Here is a 22,705-nt window from a genome sequence, read left to right on the forward strand (position 1 = left end):
AGGATACCAGGGAGAGGAAGGTGGCCATGACCGACGCACCCACGATCGAACCCGCGATGCCAACGCTGGAACAGATGCAGCAATGGACCAACGTCATCGGGCGAGCGCAGCAGTTGCTGCTCGAACAGGCGGCGGGCGCGACGGGGCGGTCGCTGCCGTTCGACCCGCAGACGGTGGCCAGGATCCAGACCGACTTTGCCGACGAAGGCCTGGCGATGTGGCGGCGCTTCCTGGATTCGGGCGGCATGTTGCGGGACGCGCCCGATCCCGCCCCGGCGGACAGTCCCGCCGCGCGCAAGGACAGGCGCTTTGACGATCCGGCCTGGGTCCAGCATCCCTTCTACGATCTCATCCGCCAGACCTATCTGATCGTTTCCGACTATCTGCTGCAACTTGCCGACGCCGTCGATGGCGTTGACCCGAAGCAGAAGGCCAAGCTGCGCTTTGCCACCAACGGCATTCTCGACGCGATGTCCCCCAGCAATTTCCCGCTGACCAATCCGGCCGTGGTCGAAAAGACGATCGCGACCGGCGGCGAAAATCTGGTCAAGGGCCTTAAGCATATGCTGGCCGACATGGAAAAGGGGCAGTTGAGCCACACCGACGGCACGGCGTTCGAGGTGGGACGCAACATCGCCGCGACGCCGGGCAAGATCGTCAAGGAAACGCCGCTTTACCAACTGATCCATTATGCGCCGACCACGGACACGGTGCTCCAGACCCCGCTGGTCATCTTTCCGCCGTGGATCAACCGTTTCTACATTCTCGACCTGTCCCCGCAAAAAAGCTTCGTCAAATGGGCGGTCGACCAGGGGGTCAGCGTGTTCCTGGTGTCGTGGAAATCGGCGGACGCGTCGATGAAGGACATCGTCTGGGACGACTATATCCTCAGCGGGCAGGTCGATGCGATCGATACGGTGCGCGAGCTGCTCGATGTCCCCAGCGTCCACACCATCGGCTATTGCGTCGCGGGAACCACGCTGGCGGCTACGCTGGCGCTGCTGGAGGCGCGGGGGCAGGCCGACAAGTTGGCGAGCGCGACCTTCTTCACCGCGCAGGTCGATTTCAGCCAGGCCGGGGAGCTGTGCATCTTCATCGACGATGAGCAGCTAAAGCTGGTCGATCAGCTGTCGTCCGGCGGGTTCCTGGACGGGCGCTACATGGCCGCGACCTTCAACCTGCTGCGCGGCCGCGACCTGATATGGAACTATGTCGTCAACAATTATCTGCTGGGCCAGGATTATCCGCCGTTCGACCTGCTCTACTGGAACGGCGACACGACCAATTTGCCGGCGCGCTGGCACAGAAACTATCTGACCGACCTCTATCGCGACAACCGGCTGGTGGAACCGGGCAGCATCGTCATCGACGGCACGCCGATCGACCTGACCAGCATCCGCACCCCGGCCTATGTCCAGGCGGGGCGGGAAGATCATATCGCGCCGCTGGAAAGCGTGTGGAAGATCACCGAGCATCTGGCGGGGCCGTTGCGGTTCGTGCTGGCCGGATCGGGCCATATCGCGGGCGTGGTCAATCCGCCCTCGGCCGGAAAATATCAATATTGGACCTGCGACAAGCCACAGAAGACACTGGACGAATTTGTTGCGAAAGCGAAAGAGACCAAGGGCAGCTGGTGGCCCGACTGGCGCGCGTGGCTGGCGTCGCTTGGCCCCGACCAGGTGCCGGCGACCGGAGCGCGGCGACCGGGCGAGGGCGCATTGCCGGCGATCGAGGATGCGCCAGGACGCTACGTAAAGCTACGATAATGCGTCAAAGGACAGTCCAAATCTTACAGCCGCGTCATATGAGGTGAAGCGAGGCTGAGCCGCGACGGATCGAGCCATCTAAATTTTGCTGCACTGCACAATAGCTCTTGCGCCGAATCGAAACGGGGTGTATTGTGCAGTGCAACAAAGGAGATTGGGTCGTGGCCAATGTAATCAAGACCGGCGTGCGGAAGGCTCCGATCAAGCGTGCGGCCAAGCCCGCATCTGTCGGTGGTACGCTGTCGGCCGGTGAAGCGCTCAAGGCCGCCGAGGCGGCGATCGCTCCGCCGCCCGCCAAGGCCCCGCGCAAGGTGGCGCCAAAGGCCTCTGCCCCTGAAGTTTCTGTGTCCAAGCCAGCAGAAACGGTGACGTCCGCGCCCGCCGCTGTCGTTGCCGCCACCACATCGGTGGATGCGCCGTCCGAACCCCCGATGGTGGAAACGCAGGCCGCGGTCGAAACGCCCGTCGCCGATGTCGCCACGCCCGAGGAAACGTCCCCCCCGCCGTCTGTCGCGCCGGCGCCTGCCCCTGTCATAGAAGGAAGTATGATCATGAACGAAGTTATGGAAACCGGTAAGAAGTTCGCTGAAGACGCCAAGGCCAAGATCGAAACCGTCTATGCCGGCCTGAACGAGAAGGCCAAGGTCGGCGTCGAAAAGTCCACCAAGGCGCTTGAGGAAATGAGCGACCTGGCCAAGGGCAATGTCGAAGCGCTGGTCGAATCCGGCAAGATCGCCGCCAAGGGCGTCGAGACGATGGGCCAGGAAGCCGTCGACTACAGCCGCAAGAGCTTTGAAAAGGCGACTGCCTCGTTCAAGAGCTTTTCGACCATCAAGACGCCGACCGAATTCTTCCAGCTGCAAAGCCACCTGATTTCGAGCAGCTTCGACGACTTCGCCAAGGAAGCCGCCAAGAACAGCGAAGCGCTGATGAAGCTTGCGAGCGAAGTCGCCCAGCCGATCACCGCGCGCGTGACCATCGTCACCGACAAGGTGAAGACGCTGGCCGCCTGAACGGCGCCCATCGTTCAACGGACGATATAGATGACAGGGGCGGTCCTCCTTCGCGGGAGTGGCCGCCCTTTGTCGTTCGGCGGGGCGTCGAGCCCGATACGCCGTGATCGACAAAGCGGCATTTCGCCCTCTTGCCTCACCGCAGCAAAATGCCATATCCTGCTTCATCATGAACATCATCGGCATTACCCCGGCGCAACCATGCGCCATGGCTGGCAAGGATCAGGACGATCATGGCGACGGGACCCGTGGCCCCGGCGTCGGCATCGCGACCCGAACGCGCACCCGCACCCGCAAGCCATCGCTCTACAAGGTGCTGATGTTGAACGACGATTACACGCCGATGGAATTCGTCGTGCATGTGCTCCAGAGCTTTTTCCGCATGGACATGGAAGAAGCGACGCGAGTCATGCTGCACGTCCACCAGCGCGGCGTCGGCGTATGCGGCATATTCAGCTATGAAGTGGCAGAGACCAAGGTCAACCAGGTGATGGATTTCGCCCGGCAGAACCAGCATCCGCTGCAATGCACGCTCGAAAAGGCCTGATCGGCTCTCACCCCCTCGCCACAGGGTTCGTCACGCCCTAGCATCGGAGCGATGGACGGCGACCCCCAGCTTTACGACCTTGCCGTCATCGGCGGCGGCATCAACGGATGCGGCATCGCGCGCGACGCGGCGGGGCGGGGTGCGCGAGTGCTGCTGCTGGAGCGCGGCGACCTTGCACAGGGCACGTCTTCCGCCTCGACCAAGCTCATCCATGGCGGCCTTCGTTACCTCGAACATCATGAATTCGCCCTGGTGCGCGAGGCGCTGGCGGAGCGGGAGCGGCTGTGGCGGATCGCTCCGCACATCATTCATCCGATGCGTTTCATCCTGCCCTGGACCCCGGAGCTGCGCCCGCGCTGGCTGCTGCGCATTGGCCTGTTCCTCTACGATCATATCGGCGGCCGGCGCACGCTGCCACCCACGCAAGCGATCGACCTGCGCCGCCATGCCGCCGGCGCGCCGCTGCAGCCGGGCATTGCCAAAGGCTGGGCCTATTCCGACGGCTGGGTCGATGATGCCCGACTGGTCATCCTGAACGCGCGTGATGCCGCCGATCGCGGCGCGACGATCCGCACGCGCACGGAGGCGACGGCGCTCGCGCGCGCCGGCGACGGATGGCGCATCGACAGTCCGGGCGGCGGCTTCCACGCGCGCGCGATAGTGAACGCGGCGGGGCCGGCGGTGCTGTCGGTGCTGGGGCGGGCGCATGAACGGTCGGACAGCGGCATCAGGCTGGTGCGCGGATCGCACATCGTCGTGTCGCGCCTGTTCGACCACGGCTTTGCCTATATTTTCCAGCTTCCCGACCAGCGCGTCATCTTCGCCATACCCTATGAGCGGGACTTCACCCTGATCGGCACCACCGACCGCGACCATGGCGTGGGCGACCCGATCGTCGCGAGCGAGGAGGAAATCGCCTATCTCTGCGATGCCGCGAACCGCTATTTCGTACGGGCGCTGACGCCTGCCGACGTGCTGTGGTCCTATGCCGGGGTGCGGCCGCTGGTGGCGGACGGTTCGAACCGGCCCGAGGCGGCGACGCGCGGCTATCGTTTCGACATCGACGGCGGGGCGGGGGAAGCGCCGCTGCTGTCGGTGTTCGGCGGCAAGATCACCACATACCGCCATCTCGCCGCAGCGGCAGTCGACCGGCTGGCGGCGTATCTGCCGATCCTCAAGGGCAGCGACTGGACTGCCGGCGCATCGCTGCCCGGCGGCGATTTTCCGATGACGGGCCTTGCGGACCTGATCGCCGGACTGGTCCGCGATTACGGCTTTTTGGACGAACGCACGATCGACCGCATAGCTCGCGCCTATGGCACGCGTGCGCGCGCCTGGCTGGGCGATGGCCGGGCATTGGGCGAGGATTTCGGCCATGGGCTGACGCAGGCGGAGGTCGATTATCTGATCGCAAGCGAATGGGCGGTCACCACCGACGACATATTGTGGCGACGCACGAAACTCGGCTTGCGTTTCGACCGGGAGCAGGTCGACAGGTTACGGACCTATCTGGAGGAACGGCGATGAGCGAGCGCCTGCTGCTGGTGCTGGACGAAGGCACGACGTCGACCCGCGCAATGCTCTATGCGCCGGACGGCACGCGCATCGCGACCGAGCAGGCCGCGCTGACCCAATATTATCCCGCGCCGGGCCAGGTCGAACATGACCCGGACGAAATCTGGGGGCGTACGCTTGCCTGCGCCCGTGCGATGGTCGAGCGGGCGGGCGGCGCGGATCGCATCGCCGCCATCGGCATGGCCAATCAGCGCGAAACCGTCATCGCCTGGGACCGCCGCACCGGCGTGCCGCTGACCCGCGCGATCGTATGGCAGGACCGTCGCACCGCAGACCTGTGCGGCGCCATGCGCCAAGCGGAGCACGAACCTATGATCCAGCGCCGCACCGGCCTCGTCCTCGACCCCTATTTCAGTGCCACCAAGATGCGCTGGATGCGCGATCATGTCGCCGCCGTGCGGGACGCGGGGGACGCGCTGGCATTGGGAACGGTCGAAAGCTGGCTGGTCTGGAAGCTGACCGGCGGCGTGCATGTGACCGACGCCAGCAATGCCAGCCGCACCCTGTTGATGGCGCTCGATAGCTGTCGGTGGGACGACGAATTGTGCGACCTGTTCGGCGTGCCAAGCGCAGCGCTGCCGCAGATCGTTGCCAATGCGGGCATGTTCGGGCTGACCGACCCCGCTCTGCTGGGCGCGTCGATCCCGATCTGCGGGATTGCGGGCGATCAGCAGGCGGCCACCATCGGCCAGGCTTGCCTCGATCCGGGCGATACCAAGGCGACGCTGGGCACCGGTGCTTTCATTCTTCGCCATATGGGCGGCGCGGTGCCCATTTCGACCCACCGCCTGCTGGGCACGCTGCTGTACCGTGTCGGCGATGAGACGGCCTATGCGCTCGAAGGGTCGATCTTCGTCGCGGGCAGCCTGGTCCAATGGCTGCGCGACGGCATCGGCATCATCGATGCGGCGGCCGACACCGACGCCATCGCGCGGTCGGTGGACGACAATGGCGGCGTCGCCATGCTGCCCGCGCTCGCCGGCCTGGGCGCGCCGCACTGGCGGCCGCAAGCGACCGGTACGATCAGCGGCATCACGCTGGGCACGACCCGCGCCCATATCGTGCGCGCCGCGCTGGAATCGCTGTCGCACCAGGCGCATGACCTTGCCCGCGCCTTCGCGGCTGACGGCGCGCCGTGGCGGTTGCTGAGGATCGACGGCGGCATGAGCGCGAACAATTGGATCGCGCAGGATCTGGCCGACATGCTCGCCGTGCCGGTCGAGCGTCCCGCCGATGTCGAAACCACCGCCCTTGGCGCGGCGATGCTCGCGGCGGTCGGCGCGGGCGTCTATCCGACGCTGCGTGAAGCGGCGCAGGCGATGCGTTCGCCCGCCACCGGCTTTGCCCCGGCGATGGCGGCGGAGAGGCGCGACCGCCGGCTGGCCCGCTGGCACGCGCTGCTGTCCGCCTGCTGACCGCGATCAGCCCTCGGCAGCCGCGGTGCTGAGGCCCAGTTGCGGCACGCCGATCGATCGCCGCCCGCCGAAATCGGTGCGCGCGACGATGACGCCCAGCTTTTCCATATAGTCGATCAGCCGCCGCACACGCCCCGGCGAACTGGTGCCATAGGCGCGCGCCAGTATCGCATCGTCGGGACAGGGCGCGCCTTCCATCGCCGCCCGCGCGATCAGCAGGAAGGGCGCAAGCATATCCTCGGGCAGCGGATCGGCGGCGCGCAGCGGATCTTCCCAGCGCGGATCGGCCGGGTCGAGCATGCCCGCCTGCGCCATGGCGAAGCGGCGGCGAAAGGCGGGCAGGTCGATGGGCACGCGCGCCAGCCCCTTCATGCGGCAGCGCACGGTGAAATCCTGATACAATGTCGGCAGGCTCGCCTGCGCTTCGCCAAGATCGGTGACGATATCCTCCAGCACGGCCATGACCACCGGCTCGTTCTGGCCAAAGTCCAGTTCCGGCGCGGCGGGCCGGGCAGATGGCGTTTGCGCCAGGGCGCGGATCAATTCGTCGGCGGGCAGCGGCGGCGGATCGGCGCGGGCGGCGGGCGGTGGCGGCACATCTTCTTCCTGATGGGCGAACAACAGGGTCTGGAACTGTTCGGCGCTGGTCGGCGGCGGCGGCATGAGCCTGTGCGTGCCCATGCGCGTGCTGGTCTGCACCGTGCCGATCTTCACCGATATGGGGCGGCGGCAGATGGCGGGGCCGAGCGCCAGGAAGCGCCCGCGTTCAAGGTCGCGAATCTGTTCGGCCTGTCGCCGCTCCATGCCCAGCAGATCGGCGGCGCGCGCCATGTCGATATCCAGGAAGGTGCGGCCCATCAGGAAGTTGGAGGCTTCGGCCGCGACATTCTTGGCGAGCTTCGCCAGCCGCTGGGTCGCGATCACGCCGGCAAGGCCGCGCTTGCGGCCCCGGCACATGAGGTTGGTCATCGCCGCCAGCGACACGCGCCGCGCATCGTCCGACACGTCGCCGGCGGCGGCGGGCGCGAACATCTGCGCCTCGTCGACCACCACCAGCGCGGGATACCAATGATCGCGCGGCGCATCGAACAGGGCGTTGAGGAATGTAGCGGCGCATTTCATCTGCGCGTCGATCTCCAGGCTTTCCAGGCTGAGCACCACCGACGCGCGATGTTCGCGGATGCGCGCCGCCATCCGCCCGATCTCGCGCTCGTTATAATCGCCCGCGTCGATCACGACATGGCCATAGGCATCGGCCAGGGTGACGAAATCGCCCTCCGGGTCGATCACCACCTGCTGCACAAGGCTCGCGCTTTCTTCCAGTATGCGGCGCAACAGGTGCGATTTGCCCGACCCCGAATTGCCCTGCACCAGCAGGCGCGTGGCGAGCAATTCCTCCACATCGACCAGAACGGCCTGGCCGTTGCTGTCGGTTCCTATGCTGATGCCGGATGTCACGCGCCGTCTTTGGCGCAAGGGGCGGGGGGAGCGCAAGAGGGGGCGGCGGTGGCGGCCGGGGTGCGATGGTCCGCGCGTCGGCCGAAGTTCACACCGTTGTCGGCCCGATCGGGCCAATAGTGCCGGGGAAGCCCCTTTGACGCTGCTGTCAAGCCACGCCAGGGTGACGGCCGGGTCCCGGCAGGGCCAGGGTCGCGCGCCATCAGGGTCACGGCCAGGCCTGTGCGGCGCCACCGGCAGGTCACGCCTGCGCGGCGGGTGGCGACGGGCGCGGGCATCGGCATCAGCGGCGGGCTTGCAGGGGCGACCGCGGGGCGACAGGCAGGTCGGCGGCAAGGCGGTCGGGCGCGAACGGATCGGCCATGCACTCCGCATGGCGCGCGAGCGCCCAATCCCAGCTCTGGTCGAACATGGTGCCGCGCAGCCGACGGCGCAGGCGATGCGCGCTGGTGGGCGACATGCCGACGCTGCGGGCGGCGGCGGCGACAGTGCCGGTTTCGAGCAGCGCAACGAGGAAGCGGCGCTGCTTGGCAGGCGTCCAGTGGGCGCGGTCGGCCGTGGCTGGCGGCGGCGTGGCGGCTTGCCGGGTGGGGTGCTGGTCCATCCGACAGGATAGATCAGAGGATGTTCGAATAGGAAAGGGCATTTGTGGAGGCACGGGTCGAGCGCCGGTCGCCTGGTCGCGGGAGTGCTCGCTTGTCGGCCGGGCGGTCCGAGATGGGTGGGTAGCGGTCAGTCTGGTTTACGGATGCAATTGCCGTAGAGCAGCATAAAATCCAACGTCACCCCAGCGAAGGCTGGGGTCTCGGGCGGCGGCGCGCTACGATAGGGCATGGCGCGCCTCGTTCTGGTGGAGCCACATGATGACATCATGCTCGCCATCGCCCGCGAGAAAGCGCTCAAAGCGTGAAAGCGGGAATGGAAAATCCGACTTGTAGAGGAAAGCAATTCCGACTGGCGCGACATGACGGAAATTATCCTCTGACCGCGTGAGACCCCAGCCTTCGCTGGGGTGACGCCTGAGGGAGTGACCGCTTCCAAACAACGGTTTTGCATCTTCCAGCGGCAATTATTGGTCGTGCCCCGACCGCCCACTTCAGGGGGGTAAGGTCGCGGCGCCGGTCGTTGCGGCCAAGCGTGTCTGCATCTGCCGCTTGACCCTTCCACTGTTGCAATGCAGCATCGTTGCCATGGCGACTCTCTCTTCCAGCGCATCTGCTCCTGCGATCACGCAGAATCCGGACATTCGCTATCTCGGCAAGCTGCTGGGCGAGGTGATCCGTGCCTATGGCGGGGAAAATCTCTATCGCCAGACCGAATATATCCGGTCCGCTTCGGTCGACCGGGCGCGGGGCGTCGATGGCGCGGATCTGGTCGATACCGGGCTGGATGCCCTGGGGCTGGACGATACGCTGGCCTTCACCCGCGGCTTCATGCTGTTTTCGATGCTCGCCAACCTGGCCGAAGACCGGCAGGGCGTGGCGGCCGAACCGGGCGCCGATGTCGCATCGGCGGTGGCGCGGCTCGAATCGCACGGCATCGGCAGGGATGCGATAGGCGCGCTGCTTGCCGATGCCCTGATCGTCCCCGTGCTCACCGCGCACCCGACCGAGGTGCGGCGCAAGAGCATGATCGACCACAAGAATCGCATCGCGGCGCTGATGCTGCTCAAGGATGCGGGCCGCACCGAAACCGACGAGGGCGAGCAGGTCGAGGAAGCGATCCGACGCCAGATCGCGCTGTTGTGGCAAACCCGGCCGATGCGGCGCGAAAAGCTGTTCGTGAAGGACGAGATCGAGAATGTCCTCGCCACGTTCCGCGACACCTTCCTGCCCGTCCTGCCCGCGCTCTATGCCCGGTGGGAACGTGTGCTGGACGCGCGCCCGCACAGCTTTCTGCGGGTGGGCAGCTGGATCGGCGGCGACCGCGACGGCAACCCCTTCGTCCAGGCGCCCCAGCTCGCCTTCGCACTTGCGCGCGGGTGCGAAGCGGCGCTGTCGCACTATCTCGACGGGCTGCATGCGCTGGGCGCGGAACTTTCGCTCTCGACCGAAATCGCACAGGTGCCCGACGCGGTGCTGGCGCTGGCGGCGGCGAGCGGCGACGCTTCGCCCAGCCGGCAGGATGAACCCTATCGCCGGGCGCTGTCGGGCATTTATGCGCGGCTGTCCGCGACCTATGCCGCACTGGTCGGCAGCGCGCCGCCCCGGCCGTCGGCGCTGCGGGGGGAGGCCTATGCCAGCCCCGGCGATTTCCGCCGCGACCTCGTCACCGTGGCGCAGGGGCTGGCGAGCGAGGGCAATGGCGCGCTGGCGACCGGCGGCGCGCTCGGCCGGCTGATCCGCGCGGTCGAAACCTTCGGCTTCCATCTCGCCACGCTCGACATGCGCCAGAATAGCGACGTGCACGAACGGGTGATCGCCGAACTGTTGCGCGAAGCGGGGGTCGAGGCCGATTATCCGGCGCTCGACGAATATGCGCGCATCGCGCTGCTGCGGCGCGAGCTGGCGAGCAATCGCCCGCTCAGCGCGCGCTTTGCCGACTATTGCGAGGAAACGGCGTCCGAACTGGCGATCGTCGACGCGGCGGCGCAGGCGCATCGCGCTTATGGCCCGCAATGCATCACCCATTATATCATTTCCAAGGCGGAAAGCGTGTCCGACCTGCTAGAGGTCAACATCCTGCTCAAGGAAGCGGGGCTGTGGCGCGCGGGCGCCAATGGCGATCCGCCGCAGGCCGCGATCATGGCGATCCCGCTGTTCGAGACCATCGCCGATCTGGAGGCCGCGCCGCAGATCATGTCCGCCTATTTCGGCCTGCCCGAAATCGCCGGCGTGGTGAAGGGACGGGGCCATCAGGAAGTGATGATCGGCTATTCCGACAGCAACAAGGATGGCGGCTACCTGACGTCCACCTGGAGCCTGTTCAAGGCAAGCGAGGCGCTGGCCCCGGTGTTCGCCGAGGCGGGCGCGGCGATGCAATTGTTCCACGGGCGCGGCGGCGCGGTGGGGCGGGGCGGAGGATCGGCCTTCGCCGCGATCCAGGCGCAGCCCAAGGGCACGGTGCAGGGCCGCATCCGCATCACCGAACAGGGCGAGGTCATCGCCGCCAAGTTCGGCACGCGCGATGTCGCCGCCGTCAACCTGGAAGCGATGACCAGCGCGACCCTGCTCGCCAGCCTGGAGCCGGAAAATATCTCGCAACGGGACGCCACCCGCTTTGCCGGCGCGATGGACATGCTGTCGCGTTCGGCCTTCGCCGCCTATCGCGACCTGGTTTACGGCACGGACGGCTTCAAGGAATTTTTCCGCCAGTTGACCCCGATCCAGGAAATCGCCGGGCTGAAGATCGGTTCGCGTCCGGCCAGCCGGACCAAGAGCAACGCGATCGAGGATCTGCGCGCCATTCCCTGGGTGTTCAGCTGGGCACAGGCGCGGGTGATGCTGCCGGGCTGGTATGGCGTGGGCCATGCAATCGCGCGGTTCGAGGACAAGGCGCTGCTGAGCGACATGGCGCAGAGTTGGTCGTTCCTCAAATCCGCGCTCGCCAATCTGGAGATGGTGCTGGCCAAATCCGACCTTGGCATCGCCGCGCGCTACCTGCCGCTGGTCGAGGATCAGGCGCGCGGGGCCGAGATATTCGGCCGCATCCGCGAGGGATGGGAACTGACCCATGACGGTCTGCTCGCCGCGACCGGCCAGTCGCGCCTGCTCGAAAAAAACACTGCGCTCGATGCGTCGATCCGCCTGCGCCTGCCCTATATCGAGCCGCTCAACCTGCTCCAGGTCGAACTGCTCAAGCGCCATCGCGGCGGCGAGGACGATCCCCGGATCAAGGAAGGCATCGAACTGTCGATCAACGCCATCGCCACGGCGTTGCGCAACAGCGGTTAGCGATCCTTCAGCAACGCCGGGATGAGCGGCGGCAGTTCGCGGGCCAGGAAGCCGATCGGGCCGATCCGTGACGCGGCCAGGCCGCCCGCTTCTCCGTGCAGCCACACCCCCCATGCCGCCGCCGTTCGCGGCGCCGCGCCGCGTGCCATCAGCCCGCCGATGACGCCCGCCAGGACGTCGCCAGATCCCCCGGTGGCGAGGCCGACACAATCGCTGCCATAATGGAGCAGGCATCCGTCCGGGCAGGCAATGACCGTCTGCGCCGCCTTGAGCACCACCACCGCGTCGAACCGGCGCGCAACCAGCAGCGCGGCATCATTGGGCGCTGCAGACACGGCTTCTATCGCGATGCCGGTCAGAGCCGCCATCTCGCCATGATGGGGTGTCATCACGGTGCGCCCGCGATGGCCGGCGATGACTGTATCGAGTGTGCCCGCACCACTGATCGCGGCGGCATCCAGCAGCACCGACAGCCCCTCCCTGGGCCGGCCAAGCAGCGCCGCGACCAGCGCCGCCGTCGTTTCGCCGTTGCTCATGCCGGGACCGATCACCAGCGTGTCGCACCGCTCGATGGCTTCTGTGAGCATCGCCGCGCCCGCCAGCGCGATTTCGCCATCATCACCGGCGGGCAGGGCGATCATCGCCGCCTCCGGCACCAGCACCCCCAGCGCCATCGCCGCCGCGCCCACGGTCGCCATCTGCAATTTGCCCGCGCCGGCCCGCAATGCCGCTTCCCCGGTCAGCCGCAATCCGCCCGGCACGAACTCCGCGCCGCCGACCAGCACCACGCGTCCACGCGCATTCTTGTCGGTGGGTCCATCATGGGTGGGCAGGGGATGCGCATCCAGCCACGCGCGGTCTATGGTGACGGGGTCGCTCATCCGCGTGCCCCCATGATGGGATCGGGCGCGCGCGTGACCGGCGTTGCATCCTGTTCCATCGGCGCGGTCACATTATATCGCGCCAGAACCAAGTTGCCGCCCCTGCCCGCCGCGGGATCGAAGCGATATTCGGTGATCGCGCAATTGGCGACATCGGCCTCTCGGTCGATCGCCAATATCGCCTGTTCGTCGAGATTTTCGATGACATAGCGCAGGCACAGCACCACCACCTGATGCGCAAAGATCATCACGCGCCGCCCGTCATAATGCAGCGATACCGTATCCATGAGCGACCGCAGCCGGGCGATGACGTCGCACCAGCTCTCGCCGCCCGGTGGGCGATGATAGAATTTGCCCAATAGCCTGCGGAACTCGGCCTGTTCGGGCAGGATGCTGGCGATGCCGGTGGTGGTCAGCCCATCCAATATGCCGAATTCCTTTTCGCGCAGCCGTTCGTCCGAACAGATGCGCTCGTCGGGCGCGGATCCTCCTGCCGCCCGGAAGTGACGCGCTGTATCCATCGCCCGGACATAGGGCGACGATATGATTACGTCCGGCCGTTCCGTCGCCGGATTGCGCGCGAACCAGCGGCCCAGCGCCTTTGCCTGCTGCTCGCCCAGTGCGCTCAGCGGGACATCGACATCGCGCCCCGCGAGGGGAATGCGATCCAGCCGTGCCTCGTGCGCCTCGTCGCGCGCGACGTTGCCCGCGCTTTGTCCGTGGCGCACCACCCAGAGCCGCTCGGGCCAGCCATGTGCCATGTCATCCTCCTCCTGCCAGGCTCAACGCTGCAAACGCACATCTGTTCACTTGGATTTTGCTGCACCTGCGTGCATGTTAGCCATCCGTTAAGTATGTTTGGGCATCAGGAACGGATTGCGCCGCGCCTTTGCGAAAGGGACAAAGATCATTTTGCAGGAAGATATCCTCAAACTCGCCTTCGAGGTCCACCGGGTCACCGAAGAGAAGATCGACGTCATCGAAGCATTGACGCGCCGCACAAAAACGCTCTCGCTCAACGCCCGTATAGAAGCGTCGCGAGCGGGGCAGCAGGGCGCGGCCTTTGCCGTGGTGGCGCAGGAAATGTCGGTCTTCGCCAACGAGGTCGGCCAACTGTCGACCGAACTGCGCAGCGCGATCGCATCCAATATCGCACGGATCGAAACGGCCGGGGAACGGATGATGCTGGAATTTCGCGGGTCGCGCTTTGCCGACCTGTCGCGCAACGTGGTCGAAATCATCGACCGCAATCTTTACGAACGGTCCTGCGACGTGCGCTGGTGGGCCACCGACAGCGCCGTGGTGGAAGCGGCGGCCAGCGGCGGGCAGGACCCGGCGCTGCTTACACAGGCGAACGCGCGGCTGGCGACGATCCTGCGCTCCTACACCGTCTATCTCGACCTGTGGGTCGCCGACGCGCAGGGCCGCATCGTCGCGACGGGGCGCAACGATCGTTACCGTTCGGCGCTGGGCCAGGACGTGTCGCACAGCGAATGGTTCCGCAAGGCCATGCAGACCCGCACTGGCGACGAATTCGCCGTGTGCGACATAACCCGCAACCCGTTGCTGGAAAGCGCGTCCGTCGCCACCTATTCGACCGCGATCCGCGAAAAGGGTGAAACCCACGGCGCGCCGATCGGCGCGCTCGGCATCTTTTTCGACTGGGAACCGCAGGCGCAGGCGATCGTGCGCGGCGTGGCGCTGACCGAGGAGGAGCGTCGCAATTGCCGGGTGATGCTGCTCAACGCCGATTTCCAGGTGATCGCCTCGTCCGATGAACGGGGGATGTTGGTGGAGAAATTCCCCCTGCGTCTCGCCTCGCCCGAACGCGGCTTTTACATGCAGGGCGACCGGGTCATATCCTACGCGCTGACGCCGGGCTATGAAACCTATGCCGGCCTTGGCTGGTACGGCTGCATCGAAAGCAATCTGCCGCGCTATTGAGCGCAGCGCGCTATTTGAGGGGCCGGGGTTTCGAAAGGCGCCGGCGCAAGCCGAGCAACAGCGGCGGTGGCGACGCCGCCATCGGTTCCGCCGTCGCGCCATAGAGCAGGCCGATGGTGCGCCGCATGTCGAACCCCGCCAGCCGCGGCCGCGCCACGCCCTCATGCGCATAGCTGCACGGCATCACCGTGATGCCCAGGCCGTCGGCAACCAGTTGCAGGACCCGTTCGTCATGGGTCGACCGATAGGCGAAATGGGGGCGCACCCCCCGATCGGTGAAATGCCGGCTGGTGTCGGACAGGGCTTCGCAATGGCGGCGCACGATCATGACGTCGCCGATCAGGGCTTCGGCCTCCACCGTCGCCTGCCCGGCGTGGGGGTGAGAAAGCGGGACCGCCAGCGCATAGCCTTCCTCGAACAGCGGTTCTTCCAGAAATCGCTCGCCTCCGCGTCCCACCAGCGTCAGCGCGCAATCGATGCGACCGCGCGCGACATGCGCGATCAGTTCACGCTCGCTGCCTTCGACCACTTCCACCCCGGCCCCGCCGCCCGCTTCGCGCCTGATGACATCGCCGACCAGCGCGGCGGGTATGCTGCTGAGCAAGCCGATGCGCAGCATGGATTGCGGCGAGCCGCCGGTGACCGAATGCAGCGCCAGGTTGAATTCGCTTTCGATCCGGCGCGCATGGTCCAGAAACCGGGCGCCCGCCTGCGTCAGTTGCACCCGCTGGCTGCTGCGCAGGAACAGCGCGCTGCCCAACGCTCGCTCCAGCTTGGCGATGCCGGCCGACAGGGTGGGCTGGGCCACGTTGCACTGGGCGGCGGCGCGCGAAAAATTGCCATGGTCCACCACGGCCAGGAAATAGCGCAGCTGATAGCGATCAATCATAGATACCATCTATGCTATACCGGCAAGTCTTTCAATTTTTCTTATCCTGCCCGATCGGCTACACCGGCCGCCAAGGAGAGGCTCGATGAGTGATTTCGATTTCGACCTGGGCGAAACGGCGGACATGATCCGCGACAGCGCCGCTCGCTTCGCGCGGGATCGCATCGCTCCGCTGGCAGCGGAAATCGATGCGAAGGATTGGTTTCCGCGCGAATTATGGCCCGAAATGGGGGCGCTCGGCCTGCATGGCATCACCGTTGCGGACGAGGATGGCGGCCTTGGCCTCGGCTATCTCGAACATGTCGTCGCGCAGGAGGAAATCGCCCGCGCATCGGCCTCGATCGGCCTGTCCTACGGCGCGCATTCGAACCTGTGCGTCAACCAGATCCGCCGCTGGGGCAATGCGGAACAGAAGGCGCGTTATCTGCCCCGGCTCATATCGGGCGAGCATGTCGGCAGCCTGGCCATGTCGGAGGCCGGGGCCGGCTCCGACGTCGTGTCGATGACGCTGAAGGCGGAAAAGAAGGGCGGCCGCTACATCCTCAACGGCGCCAAATACTGGATCACCAACGCGCCCTATGCCGACACGCTGGTCGTCTATGCCAAGACCGGGGAGGGGGCCAGGGGCATCACCACCTTCCTCATCGAAAAGACCTTCAAGGGCTTTTCGATCGGGCAGAAGATCGACAAGATGGGGATGCGCGGGTCCCCCACCGCGGAACTGGTGTTCGACGACTGCGAGGTGCCGGAGGACAATATCATGGGTCCGCTCAACGGCGGGGTCGGGGTGCTGATGTCGGGGCTGGACTATGAACGCACCGTTCTGGCCGGCATCCAGTTGGGCATCATGCAGGCGTGCCTGGACGTCGTGCTGCCCTATGTCCGCGAGCGCAAGCAGTTCGGCAAGCCGATCGGCGCATTTCAGCTGATGCAGGCCAAGATCGCCGACATGTATGTCGCGCTCAATTCGGCGCGCGCCTATGTCTATGCGGTGGCACGGGCGTGCGACGCCGGGCGGACCAGCCGTTTCGATGCCGCCGGGGCGATCCTGCTGGCGAGCGAGAATGCGATGAAGGTCGCGCTGGAGGCGGTGCAGGCGCTGGGCGGCGCGGGATATACCAGGGACTGGCCGGTCGAACGCTATATGCGCGATGCCAAGCTGCTCGACATCGGCGCCGGCACCAACGAGATCAGGCGGATGCTGATCGGCCGCGAACTGATCGGCGCATGACCTATGCGCGCCCGACGAACAGGAAAGCGACGGCGGCCATGATGCACAGGAACGCGGCGGCGTGGCGCCAGTGCAGCGGTTCGCCCAGCACCATGACCATGAAGCCGCCAAAAACGATGAGCGCGATCGCTTCCTGGGCGATCTTGAGCTGGCCCGCGCTCCAGCCGCCGGCGAAACCGAGGCGGTTGGCCGGCACCGCGAAGCAATATTCGACGAAGGCGATGGCCCAGCTGATCAGGATGACGAGCATCAGCGGCTTGGCCATGCCGCCTTTCAAATGCCAGTACCAGGCGACGGTCATGAAGATGTTGGACACGAGCAGGAGCAGGATGGTCGGCATGGGCGCTGTGTGGCATGGGCGAGGCCAAATGAAAATGCTTCCCGCGACTGGGATGATCACGCCATGACCGCCCCCATCCTCACCACCGCGCTTTCCGCCGACAACGAAAGCTTCCGTGCCAACGCCGCGCATAATCGCGCGCTGCGCGACGAGTTGCACGCCCGCGCCGCCGCCGCCGCCCGCGGCGGATCGGACAGCGCCCGCGACAAGCATGTCGCTCGCGGCAAATTGTTGCCGCGCGACCGCGTCGAGCGGCTGGTCGATCCCGGTTCGCCTTTCCTGGAAATCGGCCAGCTCGCCGCGGGCGGCCTCTATGACGACGAAGTGCCGGGCGCGGGCATCATTGCCGGCATCGGCCGGGTGTCCGGGCGGCAGGTGATGATCGCCTGCAACGACGCCACCGTGAAGGGCGGCACCTATTATCCGTTGACGGTCAAGAAGCATCTGCGCGCGCAGGAGATCGCGCTGGAAAACGCGCTGCCGTGCATCTATCTGGTCGACAGCGGCGGCGCGAACCTGCCCAACCAGGCGGAGGTCTTCCCCGACCGCGACCATTTCGGCCGCATCTTCTACAACCAAGCGCAAATGTCTGCGCGCGGCATCCCGCAGATCGCCTGCGTCATGGGCAGCTGCACGGCTGGCGGCGCCTATGTGCCCGCCATGTCGGACGAAACCATCATCGTGCGCAACCAGGGCACGATCTTCCTCGCCGGTCCGCCGCTGGTACAGGCGGCCACGGGCGAAATCATCACCGCCGAGGAATTGGGCGGGGCCGATGTCCATGGCCGTCGATCGGGCGTGGTCGATCATGTCGCTGAAAATGACGAGCATGCGCTGACCATCGCGCGGGACATCGTTTCGACCCTTCGGCCGGACACGAGGCCCGACCTCAACCTGCGTGAACCGCGCCCGCCGCTATATGATGCGAGCGACCTCTACGGCATCATCCCCGGCGACGTCCGTGCCCCCTATGATGTGCGCGAAGTCATCGCCCGCATTGTCGACGGGTCCGAATTTCATGAATTCAAGGCGCTGTACGGCACCACTTTGGTCTGCGGCTTCGCGCATATCTGGGGCATGCCGGTCGCCATCATCGCCAACAACGGCGTGCTGTTCAGCGAAAGCGCGCTCAAGGGCGCGCATTTCATCGAACTTGCCTGCCAGCGGCACATTCCGTTGCTGTTCCTTCAGAATATTTCCGGTTTCATGGTCGGCGGCCGATATGAAGCCGAAGGCATCGCCAAAAATGGCGCGAAACTGGTGACCGCTGTCGCGACGGCGCAGGTGCCCAAGATCACCGTCCTGATCGGCGGCAGTTTCGGCGCGGGCAATTACGGCATGTGCGGGCGCGCCTACCAGCCCCGTTTCCTGTTCACCTGGCCCAATGCGCGGATCAGCGTGATGGGCGGCGAGCAGGCGGCTTCGGTGCTGGCCACCGTGCATCGCGACGCGGCGCGCTGGACGGCGGAGGAGGCCGAGGCCTTCAAGGCGCCGGTTCGCGCGAAATATGAGGAGGAAGGCAATCCCTATTATGCCACCGCGCGCCTGTGGGACGACGGCATCATAGATCCCGCCCAGACGCGGGACGTGCTGGGGATGGCCTTTGCAGCCTGCCTGAATGCAAGGGTGCCCGATCGGGCGCAATTCGGCCTTTTTCGGATGTGATGGCGATGATCCAGTCCCTCCTTGTCGCCAATCGTGGCGAGATCGCCTGCCGCATCATCCGCACCGCGCGGAGCATGGGTATTCGCACCGTCGCGGTCTATTCGGATGCCGACGCCGGCGCGCTTCATGTCCGCCAGGCCGACGAAGCGGTCCATATCGGCCCATCCCCGGCGCGCGAATCCTATCTGGTGGGCGAAAAGATCATCGCCGCCGCCAGATCCACCGGCGCCCAGGCGATCCATCCGGGCTACGGCTTCCTCTCGGAAAATGCCGCCTTCGCCCAATCGGTGATCGACGCGGGCCTCATCTGGGTGGGTCCCGACCCTGCCTCGATCACTGCCATGGGCCTCAAGGACGCCGCCAAGGCATTGATGCAGGCGGCCGGCGTGCCGGTGACGCCGGGCTATATGGGCGACGACCAGAGGGTCGAGCGACTGTCCGCAGAGGCTGACGCGATCGGATACCCCGTGCTGATCAAGGCGGTCGCGGGCGGCGGCGGCAAGGGGATGCGCAAGGTCGACAGCGCCGCCGACTTCGCCGAGGCGCTCGCCTCGTGCCAGCGCGAGGCGACGTCCAGCTTCGGCAACGCCCATGTCCTGCTCGAAAAATGGGTCACCAACCCGCGCCATATCGAGGTGCAGATATTCGGCGACAGCCATGGCAATGTCGTCCACCTGTTCGAGCGCGACTGTTCGCTCCAGCGCCGCCATCAAAAGGTGATCGAGGAAGCGCCCGCGCCGGGCATGGACGAAGCGACGCGCGAAGCGATCTGTGCCGCCGCCGTCCGCGCCGCCAAGGCGGTCGACTATACGGGCGCGGGGACGATCGAGTTCATCGCCGACGGATCGGAAGGCCTGCGCGCCGACCGCATCTGGTTCATGGAAATGAACACGCGGCTTCAGGTGGAACATCCGGTGACCGAGGAGATTACCGGCGTCGACCTGGTGGAGTGGCAGTTGCGCGTCGCAAGCGGAGAGCCGCTGCCCAAGAAGCAGGGCGAGCTGTCGATCAACGGGTGGGCGATGGAGGCGCGGCTTTATGCGGAAAATCCCGCGACCGGTTTCCTGCCCTCCACCGGGCCGCTGCACCATCTATCCCTTCCGAAAACGGGACGGATCGAAACGGGTGTAGAGGAAAGCGATGTTATTTCAGCTTTCTATGACCCGATGATCGCAAAGATTGTCAGCTGTGGGAATGACCGGGCGGAAGCGCTCGCCGCGTTGCGAGCGGCCTGTGGAGCGGTCGAATGCGAACCGGTAAAGACCAACGCCTGGTTCCTGCGTCGCCTGTTGGCCGAGCGGGCGTTCGAAGCGGGCGACGTCACGACGGCCTTTATCGGCGATCATATCGAAACGCTGTGCGCCCCACCCATGGCGTCCGACGGCTTGCTCCAATATGCCGCTGTCGACCTCGCCTTTTCTGCGGTGCACATGCCCGACGGGCCGGGAAGCCCGAAACATGACCTTGGCCGGGCGTGCTTTGGCTTTCGCCTGAACGCTGCGGCCAACCGCACGGTGCGCCTGTGTGTCGACGGGGTCGCGACCGACATCGTGGTCAAAGATCGGGCGCCGGGTCACGGCCGGACGTGGACCGGCGTGAGCGACGGACGCAACACCATCTATTTCGACGAAGGGGCGAGCTTCGTGATCGCCGCGCACCGGACCGAAGGCGGCGCATCCGCCGCCGCGTCGGACGGCGCGATCCTTTCGCCCATGCCCGGCCGTATCATCGCGGTGGCGGTGGCGGCGGGGGAGCGCGTGGCCAGGGGCCAGAAGCTCCTCACACTCGAAGCGATGAAAATGGAACATAGCCTCATCGCCCCGTTCGAGGGCATCGTGGCCGAACTCAACGCCAGCGAAGGCGGGCAGGTCAGCGAAGGCGCGCTGCTCGCGAGAATCGAAAAAGCTGACGCCTAAGTCCCGTGCGCGCGTGGCGACCCGGTCATGCCGCCAGCCCGCGCAGCCGCAGCAGCGCATCCAGTTCCGGCGCGCGCCCGGCAAAGGCGTGGAAGCTTTCCGCCGCCGGCCGGCTCGCGCCCACGGCCAGTATCTCGCGCCGGAACGCGCTCGCCCCGCCGCCCGGCAGGTCGCGGCGCGCGAACAGTTCGAACGCATCGGCCGACAACAGTTCGGCCCATAAATAGCTGTAATAGCCCGCCGCATAGCCACCCGCGAAGATGTGGCCGAAACTATGGGCAAAACGGTTCCATTCGGGCGGGCGGATCACCGCCACCGCCTCGCGCACCCGCGCCAGCGTTTCATTGACGCGCGCGCCGGCCGCCGGGTCATAATCGCGGTGCAGCGAAAGGTCGAAGGTGGCGAATTCGATCTGGCGCAGGATCGCCAGCCCGGCCTGAAACTGGCGCGCGGCCAGCAACCGGTCGAACATTGCCCCCGGCAGCGGCTCGCCGCTGTCCACATGCCCCGACAGGCCGATCAGCGTATCGCGCTGCCACGCGAAATTTTCCATGAACTGGCTGGGCAATTCGACCGCGTCCCATTCCACCCCGGAAATGCCGCCAATCGACGGCAGGTCCACTTCGGTGAGCAGATGGTGCAGGACGTGGCCGAATTCGTGGAACAGCGTCACCACATCGTCATGCGTCAGCAGCGATGGGCGCTCGCCCGCCGGCGGCGCGAAATTGGTGGTCAGGTATGCGATGGGGCGATGGAAGCGGTCGGCGTCGCGGAAGCGCGACCGGCACACGTCCATCCATGCGCCGCCACGCTTGCCCGCCCGCGCGAACAGGTCGAGATAGACGCCCGCGACCACCGCGCCGTTACCGTCCACCAGATCGTAGAAGATGACGTCCCCGTGCCAGCGCGCGACGTCATCCCGCGCGACCATCCGCACGCCGAACAGCTTTTCGATCAGCGCCTGCGTCCCCGCCAGCACGCGGGGCAGGGGGAAATAGGGCTTGAGCGCCTGTTGATCGACGCCGTGCAAGGTGCGCCGCATCGCTTCGGCGACATGGTTCATGTCCCACGACTGAAGGTCGACAAGCCCCAGTTCGGCGGCGGCGAAGGCTCTTGCCTCGGCCAGTTCGCGCTCGGCGACGGGGCGGGCGCGCTCGGCGAGATTGTGCAGGAACGCCAGCGCCAGCGCTGCATCGGCGGCCATCTTGGTTTCCAGCGAATGCGCCGCCGCGTCGGCAAAGCCCAATATCTGCGCGGCTTCGTGCCGCAGCTTCATGATCGCTTCGATGCGCGCGCTATTGTCGAAACTCCTGTCCTGGGCCTGATCGGAGGCGCGCGTGGCGTTGGCGCGGTAGACACGCTCGCGCAACGCCCGGTCTTTCGCATGCAGCAGGATCGCCAGCACGCTGGGCTGCCGCAGCGTGATCAGCCAGCCCGAAAGCCCCTTTTCCTGCGCATAGGCGGCCAGTATCGCCTTGTCGCCGGGCGGCACCCCGTCGAGCGCGGCCTCATCGGTCACATGCTCGGTCCACGCCTCGGTCGCATCCAGCACGGCATTGCTGAACTGGGTGCCAAGGTCGCTCAATGCCACGCCGATCTCAAGGAATCGTTGCCGCGCGTCCCCCTCCAGCGCGACGCCCGACAGCCGGAAGCCACGCAAGGCCAGTTCGACGGCGCGGCGTTGGGCGACCGGCAACGTCGCAAAAGCCGCGCTCTGCGCCACGCGCTGCACCGCTTCATGCTGGATGCGGTTCTGGCCCGCTTCCATCAGATAGGCCGTCATCATCGCCTGCGCGGCGGCATGGGCTTCGCGCAAGTCGGGCGTGTCGGCGACCGAAGCGAGATGACCGATCGGCGACCAGGTCCGAGACAGCGCGAAATCGGCGCGCTCGGCCGCCAGCATGATGGTGTCGAAATCGTCCGCGCCCGACTGGCCGATCACCTCCATCGCCGCCCGATGAGCGGCGATCGCTTCCTCCATCGCCGGAATCACATGGATCGGCCGGATCGCGTCGAACGCGGGCAGGTCGCTGTCGGCGAGCAGGGGGTTGGTCACGGTCATCGTCTTTCGCAGGGGCGGATTGGCCCGCTGATGTCGTCACCCGCACCAGCAACGTCAAGGGCCGGCCCGCGATCGGCAAGGCTCAGTCATCATTTCGTCGGCGGTCGACG

General features: G+C 66.2%; 17 protein-coding genes and 1 pseudogene. 11 read left to right on the forward strand and 7 right to left on the reverse strand.

Annotated elements, in window-relative coordinates; translation table 11 throughout:
* Window positions 1-26 precede the first annotated feature (26 nt).
* The 5 genes from WG908_RS13310 to WG908_RS13330 all read left to right on the forward strand — a co-directional run bounded on the left by WG908_RS13310 (window position 27) and on the right by WG908_RS13330 (window position 6,316).
* Window positions 27-1,766 (forward strand): PHA/PHB synthase family protein, encoded by a 1,740-nt coding sequence (locus WG908_RS13310; protein ID WP_340187179.1) that lies wholly within the window; start codon window positions 27-29, stop codon window positions 1,764-1,766.
* 161 nt (window positions 1,767-1,927) lie between these two features.
* Complete coding sequence (locus WG908_RS13315; RefSeq protein ID WP_340187081.1) at window positions 1,928-2,779, forward strand: phasin family protein; 852 nt, start codon at window positions 1,928-1,930, stop codon at window positions 2,777-2,779.
* A 169-nt stretch (window positions 2,780-2,948) separates the two neighbouring features.
* Window positions 2,949-3,326 carry an ATP-dependent Clp protease adapter ClpS gene (clpS, locus tag WG908_RS13320; RefSeq protein ID WP_340187082.1) on the forward strand — a complete coding sequence of 126 codons (378 nt, stop codon included), beginning with the start codon at window positions 2,949-2,951 and terminating at the stop codon, window positions 3,324-3,326.
* Window positions 3,327-3,377: 51 nt separating this feature from the next.
* Window positions 3,378-4,853: a glycerol-3-phosphate dehydrogenase gene (locus WG908_RS13325; RefSeq protein ID WP_340187083.1), complete on the forward strand. Its 1,476-nt coding sequence runs from the start codon at window positions 3,378-3,380 to the stop codon at window positions 4,851-4,853.
* Complete coding sequence (locus tag WG908_RS13330) at window positions 4,850-6,316, forward strand: glycerol kinase (RefSeq protein WP_340187084.1); 1,467 nt, start codon at window positions 4,850-4,852, stop codon at window positions 6,314-6,316. Before WG908_RS13325 ends, WG908_RS13330 begins: the two co-directional genes overlap by 4 nt.
* A 6-nt stretch (window positions 6,317-6,322) precedes the next feature.
* On the opposite strand, the gene WG908_RS13335 is transcribed toward WG908_RS13330, so the two are convergent.
* A complete protein-coding gene (locus WG908_RS13335; protein WP_340187085.1) occupies window positions 6,323-7,774 on the reverse strand; it encodes a helicase HerA domain-containing protein in 1,452 nt (483 codons plus the stop codon).
* A 283-nt stretch (window positions 7,775-8,057) separates the two neighbouring features.
* Entirely contained in the window at window positions 8,058-8,378 is a 321-nt protein-coding gene (locus tag WG908_RS13340; protein ID WP_340187086.1) for a terminase small subunit, read from the reverse strand.
* A 225-nt stretch (window positions 8,379-8,603) separates the two neighbouring features.
* Between WG908_RS13340 and WG908_RS16575 the strand changes: the two are divergent.
* Both WG908_RS16575 and ppc read left to right on the forward strand, forming a co-directional pair.
* Window positions 8,604-8,759: pseudogene (locus WG908_RS16575) on the forward strand (GIY-YIG nuclease family protein); the annotation flags it as partial.
* Between the two features lie 205 nt (window positions 8,760-8,964).
* Window positions 8,965-11,667, forward strand: coding sequence for a phosphoenolpyruvate carboxylase (ppc, locus tag WG908_RS13345; protein ID WP_340187087.1), 2,703 nt, complete (start codon window positions 8,965-8,967; stop codon window positions 11,665-11,667).
* Here ppc and WG908_RS13350 read toward each other — a convergent pair.
* Both WG908_RS13350 and WG908_RS13355 read right to left on the reverse strand, forming a co-directional pair.
* On the reverse strand, window positions 11,664-12,548 hold the full coding sequence (locus WG908_RS13350; protein ID WP_340187088.1) for an NAD(P)H-hydrate dehydratase: 885 nt from the start codon (window positions 12,546-12,548) through the stop codon (window positions 11,664-11,666). The genes ppc and WG908_RS13350 overlap by 4 nt on opposite strands.
* Entirely contained in the window at window positions 12,545-13,309 is a 765-nt protein-coding gene (locus WG908_RS13355; protein ID WP_340187089.1) for a histidine phosphatase family protein, read from the reverse strand. Before WG908_RS13355 ends, WG908_RS13350 begins: the two co-directional genes overlap by 4 nt.
* A 151-nt stretch (window positions 13,310-13,460) precedes the next feature.
* On the opposite strand from WG908_RS13355, the gene WG908_RS13360 reads away from it, so the two are divergent.
* Complete coding sequence (locus WG908_RS13360) at window positions 13,461-14,492, forward strand: methyl-accepting chemotaxis protein (protein ID WP_340187090.1); 1,032 nt, start codon at window positions 13,461-13,463, stop codon at window positions 14,490-14,492.
* A gap of 10 nt (window positions 14,493-14,502) precedes the next feature.
* Here WG908_RS13360 and WG908_RS13365 read toward each other — a convergent pair whose 3' ends face one another.
* Window positions 14,503-15,381 carry a LysR family transcriptional regulator gene (locus tag WG908_RS13365; protein ID WP_340187091.1) on the reverse strand — a complete coding sequence of 293 codons (879 nt, stop codon included), beginning with the start codon at window positions 15,379-15,381 and terminating at the stop codon, window positions 14,503-14,505.
* 85 nt (window positions 15,382-15,466) lie between these two features.
* Here WG908_RS13365 and WG908_RS13370 point away from each other — a divergent pair, with 85 nt between their 5' ends.
* Complete coding sequence (locus tag WG908_RS13370) at window positions 15,467-16,612, forward strand: isovaleryl-CoA dehydrogenase (protein ID WP_340187092.1); 1,146 nt, start codon at window positions 15,467-15,469, stop codon at window positions 16,610-16,612.
* A 1-nt stretch (window position 16,613) separates the two neighbouring features.
* Here the strand turns inward: WG908_RS13370 and WG908_RS13375 are convergent, their stop codons facing one another.
* Window positions 16,614-16,952: a DMT family protein gene (locus WG908_RS13375; RefSeq protein WP_340187093.1), complete on the reverse strand. Its 339-nt coding sequence runs from the start codon at window positions 16,950-16,952 to the stop codon at window positions 16,614-16,616.
* A 63-nt stretch (window positions 16,953-17,015) separates the two neighbouring features.
* Between WG908_RS13375 and WG908_RS13380 the strand changes: the two genes are divergently transcribed.
* Both WG908_RS13380 and WG908_RS13385 read left to right on the forward strand, forming a co-directional pair.
* Entirely contained in the window at window positions 17,016-18,617 is a 1,602-nt protein-coding gene (locus WG908_RS13380) for a carboxyl transferase domain-containing protein (RefSeq protein WP_340187094.1), read from the forward strand.
* Window positions 18,618-18,622: 5 nt separating this feature from the next.
* The gene (locus WG908_RS13385) at window positions 18,623-20,533 is read left to right on the forward strand and encodes an acetyl/propionyl/methylcrotonyl-CoA carboxylase subunit alpha (protein WP_340187095.1); all 1,911 of its coding nucleotides are present in this window, start codon (window positions 18,623-18,625) and stop codon (window positions 20,531-20,533) included.
* A 25-nt stretch (window positions 20,534-20,558) separates the two neighbouring features.
* On the opposite strand, the gene WG908_RS13390 is transcribed toward WG908_RS13385, so the two are convergent.
* Complete coding sequence (locus WG908_RS13390) at window positions 20,559-22,595, reverse strand: M3 family metallopeptidase (RefSeq protein ID WP_340187096.1); 2,037 nt, start codon at window positions 22,593-22,595, stop codon at window positions 20,559-20,561.
* Between the last annotated feature and the right edge of the window lie 110 nt (window positions 22,596-22,705).

The organism is Sphingobium anseongense (genome assembly GCF_037725245.1).
Taxonomy (GTDB): Bacteria; Pseudomonadota; Alphaproteobacteria; order Sphingomonadales; family Sphingomonadaceae; genus Sphingobium.

Coding starts and splice junctions, on each gene's coding strand:
- WG908_RS13380 (WP_340187094.1), top strand. CDS start 17,016: ATGACCGCCCCCATCCTCACCACCGCGCTTTCCGCCGACAACGAAAGC.
- WG908_RS13340 (WP_340187086.1), bottom strand. CDS start 8,378: ATGGACCAGCACCCCACCCGGCAAGCCGCCACGCCGCCGCCAGCCACG.
- WG908_RS13385 (WP_340187095.1), top strand. CDS start 18,623: ATGATCCAGTCCCTCCTTGTCGCCAATCGTGGCGAGATCGCCTGCCGC.
- ppc (WP_340187087.1), top strand. CDS start 8,965: ATGGCGACTCTCTCTTCCAGCGCATCTGCTCCTGCGATCACGCAGAAT.
- WG908_RS13375 (WP_340187093.1), bottom strand. CDS start 16,952: ATGCCGACCATCCTGCTCCTGCTCGTGTCCAACATCTTCATGACCGTC.
- WG908_RS13390 (WP_340187096.1), bottom strand. CDS start 22,595: ATGACCGTGACCAACCCCCTGCTCGCCGACAGCGACCTGCCCGCGTTC.
- WG908_RS13350 (WP_340187088.1), bottom strand. CDS start 12,548: ATGAGCGACCCCGTCACCATAGACCGCGCGTGGCTGGATGCGCATCCC.
- clpS (WP_340187082.1), top strand. CDS start 2,949: ATGAACATCATCGGCATTACCCCGGCGCAACCATGCGCCATGGCTGGC.
- WG908_RS13370 (WP_340187092.1), top strand. CDS start 15,467: ATGAGTGATTTCGATTTCGACCTGGGCGAAACGGCGGACATGATCCGC.
- WG908_RS13330 (WP_340187084.1), top strand. CDS start 4,850: ATGAGCGAGCGCCTGCTGCTGGTGCTGGACGAAGGCACGACGTCGACC.
- WG908_RS13310 (WP_340187179.1), top strand. CDS start 27: ATGACCGACGCACCCACGATCGAACCCGCGATGCCAACGCTGGAACAG.
- WG908_RS13325 (WP_340187083.1), top strand. CDS start 3,378: ATGGACGGCGACCCCCAGCTTTACGACCTTGCCGTCATCGGCGGCGGC.
- WG908_RS13365 (WP_340187091.1), bottom strand. CDS start 15,381: ATGATTGATCGCTATCAGCTGCGCTATTTCCTGGCCGTGGTGGACCAT.
- WG908_RS13355 (WP_340187089.1), bottom strand. CDS start 13,309: ATGGCACATGGCTGGCCCGAGCGGCTCTGGGTGGTGCGCCACGGACAA.